Origin of the sequence: Franconibacter daqui, assembly GCF_014644275.1 — a bacterium.
Lineage (GTDB): Bacteria > Pseudomonadota > Gammaproteobacteria > Enterobacterales > Enterobacteriaceae > Franconibacter > Franconibacter pulveris.
On the sequence record NZ_BMKJ01000005.1, the window covers coordinates 316,882 to 336,674 of the forward strand.

The 19,793-nt window shown below is 56.8% G+C and carries 12 protein-coding genes; 8 read left to right on the forward strand and 4 right to left on the reverse strand.

The features are described 5' to 3' along the window. Positions 1-52 precede the first annotated feature (52 nt). The gene (gene gyrA, locus IEX01_RS17155) at positions 53-2,698 is read left to right on the forward strand and encodes a DNA topoisomerase (ATP-hydrolyzing) subunit A (RefSeq protein ID WP_024556252.1); all 2,646 of its coding nucleotides are present in this window, start codon (positions 53-55) and stop codon (positions 2,696-2,698) included. A 127-nt stretch (positions 2,699-2,825) separates the two neighbouring features. Next, a complete protein-coding gene (rcsC, locus tag IEX01_RS17160; RefSeq protein ID WP_188724227.1) occupies positions 2,826-5,675 on the forward strand; it encodes a two-component system sensor histidine kinase RcsC in 2,850 nt (949 codons plus the stop codon). Positions 5,676-5,752: 77 nt separating this feature from the next. Here rcsC and rcsB read toward each other — a convergent pair whose 3' ends face one another. Both rcsB and rcsD read right to left on the reverse strand, forming a co-directional pair. Beyond that, positions 5,753-6,403, reverse strand: a complete 651-nt coding sequence (rcsB, locus tag IEX01_RS17165) for a response regulator transcription factor RcsB (RefSeq protein WP_024554072.1) — start codon at positions 6,401-6,403, stop codon at positions 5,753-5,755. Positions 6,404-6,419: 16 nt separating this feature from the next. Next, entirely contained in the window at positions 6,420-9,071 is a 2,652-nt protein-coding gene (gene rcsD / locus IEX01_RS17170; RefSeq protein WP_034882303.1) for a phosphotransferase RcsD, read from the reverse strand. An 865-nt stretch (positions 9,072-9,936) separates the two neighbouring features. Here rcsD and IEX01_RS17175 point away from each other — a divergent pair. The 6 genes from IEX01_RS17175 (at position 9,937) to IEX01_RS17200 (ending at position 16,453) form a co-directional block, all read left to right on the forward strand. After that, positions 9,937-11,058 (forward strand): porin OmpC, encoded by a 1,122-nt coding sequence (locus IEX01_RS17175; protein WP_024556255.1) that lies wholly within the window; start codon positions 9,937-9,939, stop codon positions 11,056-11,058. 107 nt (positions 11,059-11,165) lie between these two features. Further along, entirely contained in the window at positions 11,166-12,209 is a 1,044-nt protein-coding gene (gene apbE, locus IEX01_RS17180) for an FAD:protein FMN transferase ApbE (protein ID WP_188724228.1), read from the forward strand. Between the two features lie 73 nt (positions 12,210-12,282). Continuing rightward, the gene (gene ada / locus IEX01_RS17185; protein WP_188724229.1) at positions 12,283-13,353 is read left to right on the forward strand and encodes a bifunctional DNA-binding transcriptional regulator/O6-methylguanine-DNA methyltransferase Ada; all 1,071 of its coding nucleotides are present in this window, start codon (positions 12,283-12,285) and stop codon (positions 13,351-13,353) included. Next, complete coding sequence (alkB, locus tag IEX01_RS17190) at positions 13,353-14,000, forward strand: DNA oxidative demethylase AlkB (RefSeq protein WP_188724230.1); 648 nt, start codon at positions 13,353-13,355, stop codon at positions 13,998-14,000. Before ada ends, alkB begins: the two co-directional genes overlap by 1 nt. A gap of 78 nt (positions 14,001-14,078) precedes the next feature. Further along, positions 14,079-15,725 (forward strand): multidrug ABC transporter permease/ATP-binding protein, encoded by a 1,647-nt coding sequence (locus tag IEX01_RS17195; protein ID WP_024556259.1) that lies wholly within the window; start codon positions 14,079-14,081, stop codon positions 15,723-15,725. 281 nt (positions 15,726-16,006) lie between these two features. Further along, on the forward strand, positions 16,007-16,453 hold the full coding sequence (locus tag IEX01_RS17200; protein WP_188724231.1) for a type II secretion system protein N: 447 nt from the start codon (positions 16,007-16,009) through the stop codon (positions 16,451-16,453). 94 nt (positions 16,454-16,547) lie between these two features. Here IEX01_RS17200 and iagB read toward each other — a convergent pair whose 3' ends face one another. Continuing rightward, entirely contained in the window at positions 16,548-16,982 is a 435-nt protein-coding gene (iagB, locus tag IEX01_RS17205) for a type III secretion system invasion protein IagB (RefSeq protein ID WP_024556261.1), read from the reverse strand. Positions 16,983-17,039: 57 nt separating this feature from the next. After that, positions 17,040-19,619 (reverse strand): PKD domain-containing protein, encoded by a 2,580-nt coding sequence (locus IEX01_RS21755; RefSeq protein ID WP_188724232.1) that lies wholly within the window; start codon positions 19,617-19,619, stop codon positions 17,040-17,042. Between the last annotated feature and the right edge of the window lie 174 nt (positions 19,620-19,793).

Consider the following 19,793-nt stretch of genomic DNA (forward strand, 5'->3'; position numbering starts at 1 on the left):
GTTATAATTTCCGACCTTTGAATCCGGGACACAGTAGAGGGATAACGGTCAGATGAGCGACCTTGCCAGAGAAATTACACCGGTCAACATTGAGGAAGAGCTGAAGAGCTCCTATCTGGATTACGCGATGTCGGTTATTGTCGGCCGCGCGCTTCCGGATGTCCGAGATGGCCTCAAACCCGTTCACCGCCGCGTACTTTACGCCATGAACGTGTTGGGCAACGACTGGAACAAAGCCTACAAAAAATCCGCCCGTGTTGTCGGCGACGTAATCGGTAAATACCATCCCCACGGTGACTCCGCGGTTTACGACACAATCGTGCGTATGGCGCAGCCGTTCTCGCTGCGCTACATGCTGGTCGACGGCCAGGGCAACTTCGGCTCCATCGACGGCGACTCCGCAGCGGCGATGCGTTATACCGAAATCCGCCTGGCGAAAATCGCCCATGAACTGATGGCCGACCTTGAGAAAGAGACGGTCGATTTCGTTGATAACTACGACGGCACGGAAAAAATTCCGGAAGTCATGCCGACGAAGATCCCGAACCTGCTGGTTAACGGCTCGTCCGGCATCGCGGTCGGGATGGCGACCAACATTCCGCCGCATAACCTTACCGAAGTGATTAACGGCTGCCTCGCTTATATCGAGGACGAAGACATCAGCGTAGAAGGGCTGATGGAGTACATCCCAGGGCCAGACTTCCCGACCGCCGCGCTGATTAACGGCCGCCGCGGCATCGAAGAGGCGTACCGCACCGGTCGCGGCAAAATCTATATTCGCGCCCGCGCGGAAGTGGAAGCGGATGCGAAAACCGGCCGCGAAACCATCATCGTGCATGAAATTCCGTATCAGGTGAACAAAGCGCGCCTGATTGAGAAAATCGCCGAGCTGGTGAAAGAAAAACGCGTTGAAGGCATCAGCGCGCTGCGCGACGAGTCTGATAAAGACGGCATGCGCATCGTCATTGAGATTAAGCGTGACGCAGTGGGCGAGGTGGTGCTGAATAACCTGTACTCCCAGACCCAACTACAGGTCTCCTTTGGCATCAACATGGTGGCGTTGCACCATGGCCAGCCGAAGATCATGACGCTGAAAGAGATTCTGGCCGCGTTTGTCCGTCACCGTCGTGAAGTGGTGACGCGTCGCACGATTTTCGAACTGCGCAAAGCGCGCGAACGCGCCCATATCCTTGAAGGTCTGGCGGTCGCGCTGGCGAATATCGACCCGATCATCGAGCTTATCCGCCGTGCGCCGACGCCAGCGGAAGCGAAAGCGGGCCTGGTTTCCGCAGGCTGGGATCTTGGCAACGTGGCCGCCATGCTCGAGCGCGCCGGCGATGACGCCGCGCGTCCGGAGTGGCTGGAGCCGGAGTTCGGCATTCGCGATGGCAAATACTACCTGACCGAACAGCAGGCTCAGGCGATCCTCGACCTGCGTCTGCAGAAACTGACCGGTCTTGAGCACGAAAAACTGCTCGACGAGTACAAACAGCTGCTGGATGAGATTGCCGAGCTGCTGCACATCCTCTCCAGCGCCGATCGTCTGATGGAAGTCATTCGTGAAGAGCTGGAAGCGATCCGCGACCAGTTTGGTGACGAGCGCCGTACCGAAATCACCGCGAACAGCGCCGATATCAACATTGAAGATCTGATCAACCAGGAAGATGTGGTGGTCACCCTGTCTCATCAGGGCTATGTGAAGTATCAGCCGCTTTCGGATTATGAAGCGCAGCGCCGCGGTGGGAAAGGCAAATCCGCCGCGCGTATTAAAGAAGAGGACTTTATCGATCGTCTGCTGGTGGCCAACACCCACGATACGATCCTCTGCTTCTCCAGCCGCGGCCGTCTCTACTGGATGAAGGTCTACCAGTTGCCGGAAGCGAGCCGCGGGGCGCGCGGTCGTCCTATCGTCAACCTGCTGCCGCTGGAAGCGAACGAGCGCATCACCGCCATTCTGCCGGTGCGCGAATACGAAGAAGGCGTCAGCGTCTTTATGGCGACCGCCAGCGGCACCGTGAAGAAAACGGCGCTTACTGAGTTCAGCCGTCCGCGTACCGCCGGCATCATCGCCGTCAACCTGAAAGAGGGCGACGAGCTGATTGGCGTCGACCTCACCGCGAAGGATGACGAAGTGATGCTCTTCTCGGCGCAGGGTAAAGTGGTGCGCTTCAAAGAAGACGCCGTGCGTCCGATGGGCCGTAACGCCACTGGCGTGCGCGGCATCCGTCTGGCGGACAGCGACAGCGTCGTTTCGCTTATCGTGCCGCGCGGCGAAGGGGCTATCCTCACCGCCACGCAGAACGGTTACGGCAAACGTACGCCGGTTGAAGAGTATCCGACCAAATCCCGCGCCACCAAGGGCGTTATCTCCATCAAGGTGACCGAGCGCAACGGCGCGGTGGTCGGCGCGGTGCAGGTAGACGAGTGCGACCAGATCATGATGATCACCGATGCCGGTACGCTGGTGCGCACCCGCGTTTCGGAAATCCGTGAAGTGGGCCGTAACACCCAGGGCGTTATCCTCATCCGCACGGCGGAAGAGGAAAACGTGGTGGGTCTGCAGCGCGTGGCCGAGCCGGTGGATGACGAAGAGCTCGACTCCATCGACGGCAGCGTCGCGGAAGGCGACGACGAAATCGCATCTGAAGTTGAAGAAGACGATATCGACGACGCGGAAGAAGACGACGCAGACGAGTAATTCGTTTGTTCTGTGTCCTAAGGGCCGGGAAACCGGCCCTTTGCTTTGCCGTTGCGACCTTGGGTTTTTACGGCTACCTTAAACGACATTCTTTTTTTATCACCTGTCGACGGCTACCGGTGCCACCTTGAAATACTTCGTCTCTTTTCGCACGACGCTTAAAGTCTCGCGCTATCTGTTCCGGGCTTTAGCCTTACTGCTGTGGCTGCTTATCGCGCTGTTTTCAGTGTTTTATATTGTTGGCGCGCTTCATGATAAAGAGGCGGAAATCCATCAGGAATTCAACCTCAGCTACGACCAGGCGCAGCGCTATATTCAGCGCACCTCGGACGTCATGAAAGAGCTGAAGTACATTGCGGAAAACCAGCTCCAGAACGACGATAAAACCCTGAAAATGACCCAGCGGTCTGACGACCGGCTCGACACGCCGACCTTTGTGCCGCTCTTTCCCGATTCAGACTGCAATACTCTGGGCAACGCCTGGCGCGGCTCGCTGCAGTCGCTCTCCTGGTTTTTACGTTACTGGCACGATAATTTTTCAGCGGCCTACGACCTCAATCGCGTCTTTTTGATTGGCTCAGATAATCTCTGTATGGCCGATTTTGGGCTGCGCGATATGCCGCTTGAGCGTGACAAAACGTTGCAGGCGCTGCACGAGCGCATCATGAAGTATCGCAACGCGCCGCAGGAAGAGCGGGGCAACAGCCTTTACTGGGTAGGGCAGGGGCCGCGTCCTGGCATCGGTTATTTCTACTCCCTGACGCCGGTCTATCCGGGCAACCGACTGCAGGCGCTGCTTGGCATTGAGCAAACCATCCGCATGGAGAACTTCTACACCCCCGGCAGCCTGCCGATGGGCGTGACTATCCTGGATGAGAGCGGCCATCCGCTGCTTTCCTTAACCGGGCCGGAAACGCGCATCGAGCCGGACCCGCGCTGGGTGCAGGAACGCACCTGGTTTGGCTATACCGCCCGCTTTAAGCAACTCATCCTCAAGAAAACGCTGCCGCCGTCTTCGCTCAGCATTATCTACTCCGTGCCGGTGGATATGGTGCTGGAGCGCATCCGCATGCTTATCCTTAACGCCGTATTGCTGAACGTGCTGGTGGGGATTGTGCTCTTTACGCTGGCGCGCATGTATGAACGGCGCATTTTCATTCCGGCGGAAAACGATGCCCAGCGGCTGGAGGAGCATGAGCAATTCAACCGTAAGATTGTCGCCTCCGCGCCGGTGGGGATTTGCATTCTCCGTACCGTAGACGGCACCAATATTCTTTCGAACGAACTGGCGCACAATTACCTCAACATGCTCACCCATGAAGACCGCCAGCGGCTCACGCAGATTATTTGCGGCCAGCAGGTTAACTTCGTCGACGTGTTGACCAGCAATAACACCAACCTGCAAATCAGCTTCGTGCATTCGCGCTACCGTAATGAGAACGTGGCTATCTGCGTACTGGTGGATGTTTCCGCACGCGTGAAGATGGAAGAGTCGCTGCAGGATATGGCGCAGGCGGCGGAGCAGGCGAGCCAGTCGAAATCGATGTTCCTCGCGACGGTGAGCCACGAACTGCGCACCCCGCTTTACGGCATTATCGGTAACCTCGACCTGCTGCAAACCAAAGCGCTGCCGAAAGGGGTCGACAGGCTGGTGACGGCGATGAACAACTCGTCGAGCCTGCTGCTTAAAATCATCAGCGATATTCTCGATTTCTCGAAAATTGAGTCCGAGCAGTTGAAAATCGAGCCGCGCGAGTTCTCCCCGCGGGAAGTGATGAGCCATATCACCGCCAACTATCTGCCGCTGGTGGTGCGCAAACAGCTCGGCCTTTACTGTTTTATCGAGCCGGATGTGCCGCTGACGCTGCAGGGCGACCCGATGCGTCTGCAACAGGTCATCTCCAACCTGTTAAGCAATGCCATCAAGTTCACCGACATCGGCTGCATTATTCTGCATGTGCAGGTCGAAGGGGATTACCTGAGCTTCCGCGTGCGCGATACCGGCGTCGGCATCCCGGCGAAAGAGGTGGTGCGTCTTTTCGACCCGTTCTTCCAGGTCGGCACGGGCGTGCAGCGCAACTTCCAGGGCACCGGGCTGGGCCTCGCGATTTGCGAAAAACTCATCAGCATGATGGATGGCGATATCTCGGTAGATACTGAACCTGGCATGGGCAGCCAGTTCACCGTGCGCATTCCGCTTTATGAGGCGCAGACGCCGCCGAAAGCGAGCATCGACGGTCTGGCGGATAAACGCTGCTGGCTCGCCGTGCGAAACGCCTCGCTGAACCACTATCTCCAGACGCTGCTTGAGCAAAACGGAATTCGGGTGCAGTGCTATGAAGGCGAAGAGCCAGATAAAGAAGACGTGCTGATTACCGACGATGAGCTTGACGGCGCCTGGCGCGGCCGCGCCGCGATTATTTTCTGCCGTCGCCATATCGGCATCCCGCTTGAGCGAGCCGCCGGCGTCTGGCTGCACAGCGTCGCTTCGCCGCATGAAGTCATCACGCTGCTTGGGCGCATTTACAGCATTAATGTCGCGGTGCCTGCGGGCGCGTCTGCGTTGCAGGCTGCCGCCAGCAATACCGAGCAGAACGACGACATGATGATTCTGGTGGTTGACGATCATCCTATTAACCGTCGCCTGCTGGCCGACCAGCTTGGTTCGCTCGGCTATCAGTGCAAAACCGCCAATGACGGCGTGGATGCGCTTAACGTACTCAGTAAAAATCATATCGATATTGTGCTGAGCGACGTTAACATGCCGAACATGGATGGTTATCGCCTGACGCAGCGCATCCGCCAGTTGGGGCTGACGCTGCCGGTAGTTGGCGTGACCGCTAACGCGCTGGCGGAAGAGAAGCAACGCTGTATCGAATCGGGCATGGACAGCTGTTTGTCCAAGCCGGTTACGCTGGATGTGCTTAAGCAGACGCTTGCCGTCTATGCCGAGCGGGTGCGCCGGGCGCGAGGATAAGCGGGAATAAAAAAAGCGCGACGGGTGAACGTCGCGCTTCGATAAAAAAGCCCTCGCTACTCTGCGAGGGCTTTTTTTTAGTCTTTGTCCGCAGGCGTCAGGCTTACGGAAGAGAGGTAGTTAAGCAGGGCGATATCGTTATCAACGCCAAGCTTCATCATCGCCGATTTTTTCTGGCTACTGATGGTTTTGATGCTGCGGTTTAGCTTCTTGGCGATTTCCGTCACCAGGAAACCTTCTGCGAAGAGGCGCAGCACTTCGCTCTCTTTCGGCGACAGGCGTTTATCGCCATAGCCGCCCGCGCTGATTTTCTCAAGCAGACGGGAAACGCTTTCCGGCGTGAACTTTTTGCCTTTTTGCAGCGCAGCCAGCGCTTTCGGCAGATCGGTCGGCGCGCCTTGCTTAAGCACGATGCCTTCGATATCCAGATCCAGTACGGCGCTCAGGATAGCCGGGTTATTGTTCATGGTCAGAACGATAATGGACAGGTTCGGGAAATGGCGCTTAATGTATTTGATAAGAGTAATGCCATCGCCATATTTATCGCCCGGCATAGAGAGATCGGTGATAAGGACGTGTGCGTCAAGCTTTGGCAGGTTATTGATCAATGCTGTGGAATCTTCGAACTCACCGACAACGTTCACCCACTCGATTTGTTCAAGAGATTTACGAATGCCGAACAGAACAATCGGATGGTCATCGGCAATAATTACGTTCATATTGTTCATGTATTAGGCTACCTTGCTACAGCAAGCTTTTGACGTAAGCGTCAATGTCGCTGATATATTTTTCTATGGTTGGTGCATCATTCTCGCGAATGTGATGCTCCAGCGTTTCACATAGCTGCTTGCCGGGTATCAGATTCAGCATCGCAAACACCCCTTTCAGGCGATGCGCTGTCAGCGCAAGCGAAGCAAAGTCGCCTGCTGCTGATTCAGTATACAGCCTCTGAACATCGTCCGGTACCGTGTCGACAAACAGCGCGTAATAGCCGCTGGCATGGAGCTGCGTATTCTCATCGCCGCCCAAAGGTGACTCGGGAACTTCTTCCTGTGCCAGCTGCTCCTCTATAAGTTGTAGCACTGCTTCCTGCATAGCATTACTGATGTTGAAATTGACGCGGAACTTACCGTTACCGATTCGCTTCACGCCGTCCTCATCATCGCTTAAAAGCAGGCCATTGGCAGTAAGATTAGACGGATTATCTGTTAAAAAGATATCAAACTCTTGACTTGCCAGTCTTTCATCTGGCGTGATGCAGGTCGCTCCCCACTGTTCAAGCTGGCGAACCACCACATTTCGCACCTCGTTGGAGGTGACATCCACCATCGCTACCACGTCATCCAGCAGGCCTTCTTCACGCTCGGTTTCATCAACCGGCTCCGCCGCCATCGTAACGTGCAGAGAATAGCGGGTGCCGAGATCCTGACGCGATTTAATGTTCAGGCTGCCGCCAAGACGGCGGGCCAGCTGGTTGCACAGCCAGAAGGTCAGGCCGTTCGCCTTGCCGAAGCGGTCGCCCGTGGTGTCGTTCAGGAACGGGAAGTGAAGGTTATCAATTTCTGCGTTATGAATGCCGTCGCCGGTATCGAGAATGCGCAGCAGCAGCCGCTCCTTCTCATGCTCTTCGGCGCTAATCTCCAGCGTGATTTTGCCCATCTGCGTGGTGGTCACGGAATAGTGCAGCAGCATCAGTACGATCTTACGCAGCGCTTCGCGGTCGCCATGGCGCTCTTCATTGGCGGGCAACTGGTTATTGATAAGCAGCTGCAACCCCTTGCGTTTGATAACGGGCAATACTTCCGGCACGACTTCGTCAATAAGATCCTGAATGACGAAGGCGCTGCTGTGGCTCTTCCAGTTATCCGCCTCCAGTTGATTCGCCAGCTGGATTTCGTCCACCAGGCGCACAATGCGGTCGGCCTGATCCGCAAGCGCCAGGCTTTCCTGGGTATGCAGTGCGGTAGCCTGCTCCGCCAGTTGCTTCACCGGCGCGCTTAGCGCTTCGCCCATGTGGTGCATAAAGGCAACGCGGCCCTGCTGGTTTTTCTCATACAGACGCTGCGCCTGCTTAAGCTTTTTGTTCACCAGAATTTCGCGGTCCTGATCGCGAATGATAAAAATCTGCGTGCGCGAAGCGACCTGGCTGCGGAACTGGCGAATCTCATAAAGTTCGTTATTCACCGTCGCCTGAATCACCCCCTGGTGCTGGTCCGCCATTGAGGTGATGTTCTGCAGGTTAAGATGCGGTAACAGGTGATCGGCAATCTTATTGCTGATAACCGTACGGTTAGTTTCCTGGTCATGCACCAGCAGGCCGAGCGGCAGCAAAGAGACAATCTCTTCGTTTAACGCGCGCAGCATATGCAGTTCTTTATTATTGCCACCCGGCGTTTCCTGGGCGCGGGGCGCAGGCTGGTTGCGAAACGTGGTGTAGCCGAACAGCGCCAGCGCCAGCAGGCCCAGGTTCAGCAGCAGCGGCAGCAAAATGTTTTGCAGCGTGTCCATCATCAGCGTGCCGAACGGCACTTCCCATACCAGTCGCAGACTGGTGGAGCTCAACGGCGAGGCGATTTCGATGCGCGAGCTGTTGAAGTTAATGGTGACGCTATCGGGCGTTTCTTTGTCCGTACCGGACAACGTGGCCTGGCTGTTGTCCTGCTCAAGGCGGAAGCTTTCCAGCGGCATGCCCGGCGGGATCAGATCGTTGATGGGCAAATCAAACGCCACCACGGTCGCGAGGTGCCCGGGCTGGTTGAAGGTGGTGCGCAGCGTAAAGTAAAGGCCGTTTTGCCAGGCAAGACGGCGCAGCGGCGAAAAGCTTTCTCGCTCGTCCAGTGCGTTAGCCTGTTGCAGCATTTCCGCACGGCGAGAATCGACAATAGTGCCGACAGAAGATTCTTTAAAGCCGGAGGAGAGATCTTTCAGCGGCAGGGTAGAGATGAGGATCATGCTGTTATCCTGGCCGTTCAGGTAGTACATCGACCAGGGCACGGTTTCAGCGCCCCACAGCGTATCAAGGTATGTTGAGATGCGCTGAGTCATCTCCAGCGTAGAGCTGTCATGAGAGCCGAAAATCAGCGCTTCGGTCTTCCGGCGCGGCTTTTCCAGATAATAGACATCCTGACGTAACCGGGTTTCCTGAAGGTTGGCGCCTTCAGGGGCGGAAGGCGAGGCGGCGATATTGTCATAAATCTGCCAGGTGGCGTAACGCCAGGTATCGACCCGTTTGTGCATGGCGCGGGTGATATCCACTATCTGATAGCTTCGGTCTTTCAGCCAGGCGTTAACCGCGCTCTGCACCATTACGCCCAGCGAGACCAGCAGCACCACGATCAGCAATAAAAAGAAACGGGTAATGCTGCCCGGCATCAGGGAAAACTTGTTGGGGATCATCGCGTCTGACTGACTCATCGTTGTGTGCAATCCACCGGCCATACGCCGTCATCAAAAAGAACTCTGCTTGCTGCCTGTATCGGGAAAACGTCTCACTGTTACAGCACGGGGCGGCAAAGGGCAGGGCGTTTCCGGACGTTCGCCAGTATCGCAAATCATGCAGTATAAAGCGAAACGTATGATTTTCCAGATGGATGATAACTGCGCTAAATAAAAAGCGGCTGCGCAAGGCGTAACGCCTTGGCACGTTGTGTAATAAAAAAACAGAGTGAGGATGAAAAGCGAGCGGTTGCGATTAAGCCAGACGGAAAAGCACTAAATAACAAACAAGCAATTATAGAGTATGTGCAGGAAATTTACCTTAAACCCTAAGTTGATTGTTTAATAGTCGTTAAGATTTATCTCAATATGGTGGGGAAATAACGAGGCGGGTAAATTCAGCAAAAAAAAACCGGATGCGTGCATCCGGATATAATAGGGGTAAAACGAACATTCAGATTTGAATGACGGTAATAAATAAAGTTAATGATGATAGCGAGAGTAATTTTAGTCGCGAACGCGCCAGATGTTTTGGCAATCAGTGCGGTAAAAAATATCATGCACTATGTTCATGATTTATATATTTTATTTTATGTTTTTTGATATTTAGTGCGGATGTTTTTAGCAATTAGTGCGAATAAAAAGTTCCCTCTTATTAATATTTGGTTACACCTACAGGTACAAAAGATACATCTTCAAAGTTTTCGTATCATATTCGCGTTGGATTCTTCCGATTTTTTGCGGAGAATGGTTTCGCCGGCTGACCTAAAAAGCGTCAGTACGCAGTGGCAAATAAAAAGGCATATAACAATAGAGGGTTAATAAGATGAAAGTTAAAGCACTATCCCTCCTGATCCCAGCTCTGCTGGTAGCAGGTACCGCACAGGCGGCTGAAATTTATAACAAAGACGGCAACAAATTAGATCTGTTCGGTAAAGTTGACGGTCTGCACTATTTCTCTGACGACGCGGGTAACGACGGCGATCAGACCTACATGCGTATTGGCTTCAAAGGCGAAACCCAGGTTAACGACCAGATCACCGGTTACGGCCAGTGGGAGTACCAGGTTCAGGGTAACAACGCGGAAACCTCGAACAACGCCTGGACGCGTGTGGCTTTCGCGGGCGTGAAATTCGGCGACGCGGGCTCTTTCGACTACGGTCGTAACTACGGCGTTATCTACGATGTGACCTCCTGGACCGACGTTCTGCCGGAATTCGGCGGCGACACCTACGGCGCGGATAACTTCATGCAGCAGCGCGGCAACGGCTTCGCAACCTACCGCAACACCGATTTCTTCGGTCTGGTTGATGGTCTGAACTTCGCGCTGCAGTATCAGGGTAAAAACGGCAGCGTCAGCGGTGAGAACGACGTGGCTGGCGGCCGCAGCCTGCTGAAACAGAACGGCGACGGCTACGGCGCATCTCTGACCTACGATCTGGGCGAAGGCTTCGCTATCGGCGCTGCAGCTACCTCCTCCAAGCGTACCGCTGACCAGAATGCGGCGGGCGTTTACGGTAACGGCGACCGTGCTGATGTGTATAGCGGCGGCGTGAAATACGACGCTAACAACATCTACCTGGCGGCGGAGTACTCTCAGACTTACAACGCTACCCGTTTTGGTACGTCTAACGGCAGCGGTCGTACTACGGGTTATGGCTTTGCTAACAAAGCGCAGAACTTCGAAGTGGTTGCGCAGTACCAGTTCGACTTTGGTCTGCGTCCGTCCGTGGCTTACCTGCAGTCCAAAGGTAAAGACATCGAAGGCGGTTACGGCGATCAGGATCTGCTGAAATATGTTGATGTGGGCGCGACCTACTACTTCAACAAAAATATGTCCACCTATGTGGATTACAAAATCAACCTGGTGGACGACAACGACTTTACCCGTGCCACCGGCATTGGTACTGACGATATCGTCGCGCTGGGCCTGGTTTACCAGTTCTAAGCTTGTATATCTGCGTAAGGGGCCTGCGGGCCCCTTTTTTATTGCTCCGCCGCCAACGTCGCCCACTTTTGTTGTACCCTGTCGCCGCGTAAGTTTGAGGATATAAAATGAAGTTTCACTCTCTTTGCGCGAGCCTTATGGCCTGCGCATTACTTCTTGCCGGCTGCGACAATTCATCATCAACCGAAGCGCAGCCCCTTGTGCTGGAAGGCAAAACCATGGGCACGTTCTGGCGCGTAAGTCTGGCGGGCATTGAACGCGCGCGCGCAGAAGAGTTGCGCAAGAAAATCCAGGCGCAGCTCGACGGCGACGACCAGCGGCTTTCTACCTGGAAAAACGACTCGGCGTTGATGCGCTTTAACCATTCCCGCAGCACGCAGCCCTGGCCGGTGGACGAGTCGATGAGCGATATCGTGACGCTGTCGTTGCGCATCGGCGCAAAAACCGATGGCGCTATGGACATCACCGTCGGCCCGCTGGTGAATTTATGGGGATTCGGCCCCGACAAGCAGCCGGTGAAAACGCCGGATGACAGACAAATCGCGGCGGCGAAGGCGCGCACCGGCCTGCAGCATCTTTCGGTGATAAACCGCGCAGGACAGCAGTATCTGCAAAAAGATCTGCCGGATCTTTATGTGGACCTTTCAACCGTCGGCGAAGGGTACGCGGCCGATGGTCTGGCGCGCCTGATGGAGCGCGAAGGGATAAGCCGCTATCTGGTCTCTGTCGGCGGCGCGCTCTCAAGCCGGGGTGACAACCCGCAGGGGCAGCCGTGGCGCGTGGCTATCCAGAAGCCGACCGACCAGCAAAACGCCGTTCAGGCGATTGTCGATATTAACGGCCACGGCATCAGCACTTCCGGCAGCTACCGCAACTACTATGAGCTCGACGGTAAACGGCTTTCGCACGTTATCGACCCCGCCACCGGACGGCCAATCACCCATAAGCTGGTTTCCGCGACCGTTATCGCGCCCACGGCGCTGGAGGCGGATGGCTGGGATACCGGGCTCATGGTCCTGGGGCCGGAGAAAGCCAAAGCGGTGGCGCTGAAAGAGGGCCTTGCGGTCTATCTGGTCACTAAAGAGGAGGACGGGTTCTCGGCCTGGATGTCGCCGTCGTTTCACGCTTTTCTGCTGAGTGATAAAAATTAAAAAGCAAGAAGGCGGGTTTTTCACGCGTGCCGTAAGGGCAGAGTAGGGCTACCTTATAAAAGAGGAGTCTGTTATGAAACGCGACGATTTTACGTCTGAGCAGGCGCGCTGGCAGGCGGTGGAAAGCCGCGATGCCCGTGCGGACGAGCGCTTTGTCTTCGCGGTGGTGACCACCGGCATCTTCTGCCGTCCCTCCTGCCGCGCCCGTCGCCCGCTGCGCGACAATGTTCGTTTTTACCCCGATGCCGCCGGCGCGCTGGCCGCGGGGTTTCGTCCCTGCAAGCGCTGCCAGCCCGATAAGACGCCGCCGCAGCAGCAGAAGGCGATGCGTATCGCCGCCGCCTGCCGACAAATGGAGACGAGCATCGCCCCGTTAACCCTCGCGGAGCTGGCGCAAAGCGCGGCGATGAGTCCTTACCACTTTCATCGGCTGTTTAAATCGGTAACCGGGCTTACACCCAAAGCCTGGCAGCAGGCGCTGCGGGCGCAAAAGCTGCGTAAGGCGTTGCGCGACGGTGAGAGCGTGACCGGGGCGATTTACGCCTCCGGCTATGCCTCCGGCAGCGCTTTTTATCGCGAAGCCGACGCGGCGCTTGGCATGACGCCGCGGCAATATTTACGCGGCGGCGAAAGCGCCCCGGTCGACTGGACGATAGTTTCCTGCCAGTTGGGCCTGTGTCTGGTGGCGCAAAGCGAACGGGGAGTCTGCGCTATTTTGCCTGGCGAAAGCCGCGAGCGGCTTGAATCCGAGCTATTAACGCTCTTTCCCCATGCGCAACCTTCGCAGGACACCGATTTTCACGACCGCGTCGCGCAGGTGGTGGCGTTTCTTGACGCACCGGCAGGAGAGTGGACGCTGCCGCTCGACATTCGAGGCACCGCCTTTCAGCAGCAGGTCTGGCAGGCGCTGCGCGCCATTCCCGCCGGCAGCACGCTCAGCTACAGCGAACTGGCGCAAAAGATTGGCAAGCCTGGCGCCGTGCGGGCGGTGGCGAGCGCCTGCGCCGCCAATAAACTGGCGGTGGCGATCCCTTGTCACCGTGTTGTGCGCAGCGACGGGGCGCTCTCGGGCTACCGCTGGGGCGTCGAGCGCAAGGCCGCATTGCTGGCGCGCGAAGCAAAAATAAAGAAAAAGGAGAGCTAATGGATCTGTTTGCCGACCAGCCACCCTGGCGGGAGCCGCTTGATGACGGCGCGGTGATATTGCGCCGGTTCGCCTTCGCCACCGCCGCTGAACTGCTGGCGACTATCGCGCAGGTGGCGGCGCAGTCGCCGTTTCGCCAGATGGTTACGCCGGGCGGCTATACCATGTCGGTGGCGATGACCAGCTGCGGCCCGCTCGGCTGGACCAGCAGCCGCAGCGGCTACCGCTACGCGCATCACGACCCGCTTAACGGTAAACCCTGGCCTGAAATGCCGCCCGCCTTTCGCACGCTTTGCGACGACGCGGCCCGGGCGGCAGGCTATTCCGATTTCCAGCCGGACGCTTGTCTGATTAACCGCTACGCGCCGGGGGCGAAGCTCTCGCTGCATCAGGATAAGGACGAGCCTGACCTGCGCGCGCCCATTGTTTCCGTCTCGCTTGGGCTGCCTGCGGTGTTTCAGTGGGGCGGCCTCAAGCGCAGCGATCCGGTTAAAAGGCTGCTGCTTGAGCACGGCGACGTCGTGGTATGGGGCGGGCCGTCGCGCCTTTATTATCATGGCGTCCAGCCGTTGAAGCCTGGCTGTCATCCCGATACCGGGCCCTGGCGTTACAACCTTACCTTCCGCCAGGCGGGCGACGGCGAATAAAAATAAGAATTATTCTTGCCGTCGCGTTCGCGCCGTTTAAACTGCTCGCTGTTTTGTTTTCTGTGGGTAGCCGCTTTTATGGAACTTCTGCGCCTTGTCTGGCGCCAGTACCGTCTGCCGTTTGTGCTGGTGCTGGCGTTAAGCCTCGCCAGCGCCGCGCTGGGTATTGGCCTTATCGCTTTTATTAACCAACGTCTCATCGCGACCGTCGATTTATCGCTTGCGGTATTGCCGGCGTTTCTCGGCCTGCTGTTGCTGCTGATGGCCGTGACGCTCGCCTCGCAGCTGGCGTTAACGATGCTCGGCCACCATTTTGTTTATCGCCTGCGCAGCGAATTCATCAAGCGCATTATGGATACGCCGGTTGAACAAGTGGAAAAGCTCGGCAGCGCCACGTTGCTGGCGGGGCTTACCAGCGACGTTCGTAATATCACGGTCGCCTTTGTGCGTTTGCCGGAGCTGGTGCAGGGGATAATTCTGACGATCGGCAGCGCCGTTTACTTAGGCTGGCTGTCGTCGAAAATGCTGCTGGTCACCGCCGTGTGGATAGCTATCACGCTGTGGATAGGCTACCTGCTGGTGCAGCGCGTTTATAAGCACATCGCCACGCTTCGTGAAGTGGAAGAGAGCCTTTACAACGACTTCCAGACCCTGCTGGAAGGGCGTAAGGAGCTGGCGCTCAACCGCGAGCGCGCCGAATACATTTTCGACCAGGTTTACAAGCCGGATGCGCAAAGCTACCGCCAGCACATTATTCGCGCCGACACCTTCCATCTGAGCGCAGTGAACTGGTCCAACATCATGATGCTTGGCGTAATTGGGCTGGTGTTCTGGATGGCGAACGGTCTTGGCTGGGCCGATACCAACGTGGCGGCGACCTACTCGCTGGCGCTGCTCTTTTTACGCACGCCGCTGCTTTCCGCCATGGGGGCGCTGCCGACGCTGCTTACCGCTCAGGTGGCGTTTAACAAACTGAAGCAGTTCCAGCTGGCTGATTACGAGCCCGCCTTTAAACGCCCGCAAAAGTTTGCCGACTGGCAAACGCTTGAGCTTCGCGACGTCACCTTTAAATACAGCGACGGCAGCTTCGGCGTTGGGCCGCTGAATCTTACGATCAAGCGCGGCGAACTGCTGTTTCTGATTGGCGGCAACGGCAGCGGCAAATCCACGCTCGCCATGCTGCTCACCGGCCTTTATGAGCCTGCCAGCGGCGACATTTTGCTCGATGGCGAGGTGATTGCCGCAAGCGAAATGGAGGCTTATCGCCAGCACTTCTCGGCGGTCTTCACCGACGTCTGGCTTTTCGACAAGCTGCTGGGGCCGCAGGGCGAAGAGGCCGACCCGGCGCTGGTGGACGCGTGGCTGAACCGGCTGAAAATGGCCGGGAAGCTGGAGCTGGATAACGGCAAAATTCTTAACCTTAAGCTTTCGAAAGGGCAGAAAAAGCGCGTGGCGCTGCTGCTGGCGCTGGCGGAAGATCGCGATATTATCCTGCTGGATGAATGGGCGGCGGATCAGGACCCTCATTTCCGCCGCGAGTTTTATCAGGTACTGCTGCCGCTGATGCAGCAGATGGGTAAAACCATCTTCGCCATCAGCCACGACGATCACTATTTTATTCACGCAGACCGTCTGCTGGAGATGCGCCAGGGCCATTTAAGCGAGTTGACCGGCGACGAGCGGGCGCTGGCGAGCCGCGATGCGGTGGCGCGCACCGGCAGTTAATCGTAACGAGGCGGCTGGCTGTTAACCGGCCGCAATATCATCCCGGTTTATTTATTCACTCTTTCTGAAAGTCGAATTCTGCGCTGCTTAATTGTTCCTTTTTGGTTAACTTCTTCTATTAATTAAGGAAAAGGTCCTTTTTTGATTTATTGTGCTGGTGAATGATTCGCTGGCTAATAAAATTCGGGGTTGTTAGAATTCTCTCATTAAATATGACGCCGTAAATCCTCAAGTGAATTACGGCAATAATTCCAGCTTAAATTTAAATAGTGAAGAATATGATGACCCCTGCTATTAAAAAATATTTCGCGCCGGCGTTATGCGGCATTATCGCTCTGGCCGGAGTGGCGCAGACCGCCAGCGGCTGGTTGAGCTGGTCGCAGACGCGCGAGCAGCTTGCAGCCGCCCCGGTCGTGGCCAGTACGCCCGCAGCGCCCGTCACGCTTGCGCTCTTTAACGCGGCGCCGACCACGCCTGACGTTCAGGCAAGCGCGCCGCAGCTGGCGCTGGATATCAGCGGTATTATTTTCAGCGATGATAAAGATCTTTCCGCCACGGTGGTTAAACAAGGAAACGAGCAGGTTATTTATCATGTCGGGGAAACGCTGAAAGGGTACGAAAATGCCCGGGTGACCGGCATCAGCAAAGATCATATTCAGGTGAATTATCAGGGCGTCGATCAGAATATTAAATTGCCGGCGCCGGACTATCAAAAACAGAGCGCATAATCGCTTCTCGCTAAAACCGGTGGCGACAGAAAATTCAGAGAGTGGGTTTTAGCGAGCCTGTTAATAACATAACCGGTGGGAAAGCGCTTGCCGGTTATAATCCCTTTAAGCGCTGATAGCGCTGCCACACTTTCCAGGCATAGCGCATACGCAAACCGTGGCGGCTTTCGCTGGTGCCTGCGTTATACGCGCCGATGGCCTCCCAGGTATAGCCGTAGGTTTTTACCATCTGCGATAAGATGGAGGCGCCGACCAGCACCGACACGCACGGATCCTGCATCAGCAAAACTTCATCAACGCCAAGCTTACGCAATCGCGCAAAATGGGTGCTGTTGATTTGCATCAGCCCCACGTCATAGCTGCCGTTCGTGTTGACGTTTATCGCTTCAGGGTTCATGCCCGATTCCACCTGCGCGATGGCGTTAAGCAGCTTCGGGTCGAGATTAAAATAGTAAGCCGCCTCGTCCCAGCAGGTAGCCTGCGCCATCAGGCTCACGGCGTAAAGCGGCAATGCGAAACAGGCTTTCATGCTTTTCTCCTGACTGACAGGGCGCCGCCGCGCGCGGCGCCCTGGGCAGACTTCTGATTAACGTTTGATCCAGGCATCAGCCCAGTTCAGACCTGCGCCCGGCGCGTATGACCAGGCTGCGCCTTTACACCAGCCGGCATAAGGGAACGGTTTACACTCGTAAATATTGCCGTCTTTACCTTTCACGCGAGTGCCCGCCTTGTACTGGCTAATGTTCTGCGGATAAACGTACTGGAAGTCGCCGCCTGAGGGCTGCGGCAGCGGGTTTATCTGCAGCGTGGTCGACGCGTTAGCGCTCAGGCCGCTCTGGTCAGTTACCCTTACCGCCAGCGGGAACGACTGCGTGGCGGTGACGTTCGAAGCGACGATGGTCAGCGTATTGCTGTCCTGCCCCGTAACCTGGCCAATTCCGCTCGGCACCGTCCAGCTCCAGCGCAATTGTTCGCTGCTGCTGTCCGGGTCGGCGGCGGTGGCGGTAACCACAATAGTACTGCCGCTTTGTCCCTGGAAGGAGGAGGCCAGATTAATCGTGGGCGCGACGGGCTGAGACGCTTCCAGCACCGTGACTGAGGTGTCCGCATAGGCGCTGTGCTGCCCGTCGTTGACCGTCAGGCGGAAGCCATACTCGGCATGCTGCGAAGAAGGCGGTGTGAAGGTGCTGCGCGCCTGATTCGCATTGCTGAGCGTTACGCTCGGCCCGCTGGTTTGCTGCCACTGGTAGGTCAGCGTATCGCCGTCCGCGTCGGCTGAGCCGGAGCCGTCAAGGGTAACCGCCTGCGCGCCCTGCACCGTCTGGCTAACCCCGGCGTTAGCCACAGGCGCAACGTTAGACGGTGTTGGCGTTGGGGTTGGTGTCGGCTGGCTACCGCCGCCGCTGCTGCTGCTTGCCGAAGTGAACGGCGAGAAGGCGTCGCTGAAGGCATAGAGCGGCGCCTGCTGGGCGGTCAGGCCGCTGTTTTCCGGGCCGACATAACCTTGCTGTCCCGGTTGGTCGCGGGCTATCGACCAGATGCCTATCATCCCAAGCTGCCGCTCCTGCGCCTGCTGCATGACGAGGCGCGCATCGGAGAGGTAAAAAGTTTCACCCTGTACGTCGTTGTAGCCAATCATCGGCGTGGTGCCGAGCATCGCGTTAATCGCGCTGTCGCTCTTCTCCGGCCAGATCTTCTTCACCTGCTGGAACAGGTTGTCGATAGCGGAGGTGGCGCATTTGCCGTGAATATTCTGCCCCTCTTTACCGGAAGACTGACAAACGGTGTTGCCGTAATCCATGGTCATGACGTTTACGCCGGTCAATTCCACGCCTTTGGCTTTCGCGTCTTCCAGCACATAGATGCCTTCCGGCGTCAGGCCGGTCGGCAAAATAGGCAGCGTAAACAGCAGCCCCACCTTGCGGCCTTCCTGTTTCCAGCGCTCCTGAACCATCTTCAGCGCGGTATTGCGCCGCTGGATAGATTCGTGGTCGGCGACCCAGTTGCCTTCGATATCGAAATCCAGCACCTTCAGATTCAGGTTATCGACGATATCGTAGTAGTGCTGTTGCAGGTCGTTGACGTTTTTACAGGCTGCGGCCAGCGGCGAGTTGTTGGCGCCGCCGATAGAGACCTGCACGTCGCCGCCTGCGTCGCGCAGCGCCTTGATTTTACTGTACTGCGTGTAATCGTTGATGTTATAGGCTGTCCCCCAGGTGGGCAGACAGGTGTTCGCATCTTTGGCGACGATAAACGCCAGCGTGTAGTGGGTTATCTTTTTGCTCGACGCCAGCGAGGCGAGATCGGGAATGGTATTCAGGGTGAAGTCGACATACGGGGCGTAAACGTGCGCAGGCCACTCCGACTTCGGCGTGCCGACCCGCTCTTTGGTGCCTGCCCAGTCAATGAAAATGCCCCACGGGGAAGGATCGCTCGGCTGCACATGCTGCACCGTGGCGAGCGAAACGTAAGGCTGCCCCTGGAATCTCACCAGCGATCCGGCCGGGTACAGTTTTTGTACATCCAGCGTCGGCGCGCTCGCCAGCTCCTGATCGGTCCATACCTTCAGCGTGCCAAGCGGCTTCCAGGGCTGACTGTTGTCGCCGGTGGGGTTCTGGTTTTGCTCTTTTGACGGATCCTGGTCGACGTTGTAGAACCAGGCTTTGTAGCCCTGGCCGTTCACCATCACCACATCGCCTTGTTGATACACCTTGCCCGCCTGCCACTGCGGCACGGCGACATACGCCATCCACGGGTTCGGTTCGCCGGGCGCGAACGAGGAGGGCGGAATGGGCATCAGCGCTTTATAGCTCACGCCATCTTTAGAAACTTTGTCATCTTTCTGGTAACTCTGGGCGCTGCTGTAATCGGGCAGCTTTGTCGCGGGCGCGCCGCTTGCAATATCGCAGTTTGAAGGGTTGCCGAATTGGGTAATTTCAATGGCCGTCGCGGCGCGTACCTGGCGCCACGGGTTGCTCGGGTCGTCGGAGGTCGGGCAGTTGCTGGCGCCGACCCACCAGGCGTTGCTATACACGTTGCCGGCGAAAATAACCTGATACGTATCGCCGCCTTCCTGTCCATTCCACGCTTCCAGCGCCAGCGCCGGGGCCGCCGCGCCGCACAGGCTCAGTATGCCAATGGCCTGGGCTAATAGTTTTCTTTTCATAGCGAATGACCTTTGTTTGGTTGACTTAACTGCGGGGTTGGCTGAGATGTTGTGCGTAGTCCGCCCGAAGGGGGCTATACGCGGCAGGGTGACAGGCAACGCTGCGAGACTTCCGCAGCGCCGCCCGCGTCAGACCTGTCATTCACCTTTGCCGGCGCGAGCGCGTCTTCGCGC

What these genes read in the sequence shown, in the direction of transcription:
- rcsD (WP_034882303.1), bottom strand. Translation starts at nt 9,071, where the DNA reads ATGATCCCCAACAAGTTTTCCCTGATGCCGGGCAGCATTACCCGTTTC.
- alkB (WP_188724230.1), top strand. Translation starts at nt 13,353, where the DNA reads ATGGATCTGTTTGCCGACCAGCCACCCTGGCGGGAGCCGCTTGATGAC.
- gyrA (WP_024556252.1), top strand. Translation starts at nt 53, where the DNA reads ATGAGCGACCTTGCCAGAGAAATTACACCGGTCAACATTGAGGAAGAG.
- ada (WP_188724229.1), top strand. Translation starts at nt 12,283, where the DNA reads ATGAAACGCGACGATTTTACGTCTGAGCAGGCGCGCTGGCAGGCGGTG.
- IEX01_RS21755 (WP_188724232.1), bottom strand. Translation starts at nt 19,619, where the DNA reads ATGAAAAGAAAACTATTAGCCCAGGCCATTGGCATACTGAGCCTGTGC.
- IEX01_RS17195 (WP_024556259.1), top strand. Translation starts at nt 14,079, where the DNA reads ATGGAACTTCTGCGCCTTGTCTGGCGCCAGTACCGTCTGCCGTTTGTG.
- apbE (WP_188724228.1), top strand. Translation starts at nt 11,166, where the DNA reads ATGAAGTTTCACTCTCTTTGCGCGAGCCTTATGGCCTGCGCATTACTT.
- rcsB (WP_024554072.1), bottom strand. Translation starts at nt 6,403, where the DNA reads ATGAACAATATGAACGTAATTATTGCCGATGACCATCCGATTGTTCTG.
- IEX01_RS17200 (WP_188724231.1), top strand. Translation starts at nt 16,007, where the DNA reads ATGACCCCTGCTATTAAAAAATATTTCGCGCCGGCGTTATGCGGCATT.
- IEX01_RS17175 (WP_024556255.1), top strand. Translation starts at nt 9,937, where the DNA reads ATGAAAGTTAAAGCACTATCCCTCCTGATCCCAGCTCTGCTGGTAGCA.
- iagB (WP_024556261.1), bottom strand. Translation starts at nt 16,982, where the DNA reads ATGAAAGCCTGTTTCGCATTGCCGCTTTACGCCGTGAGCCTGATGGCG.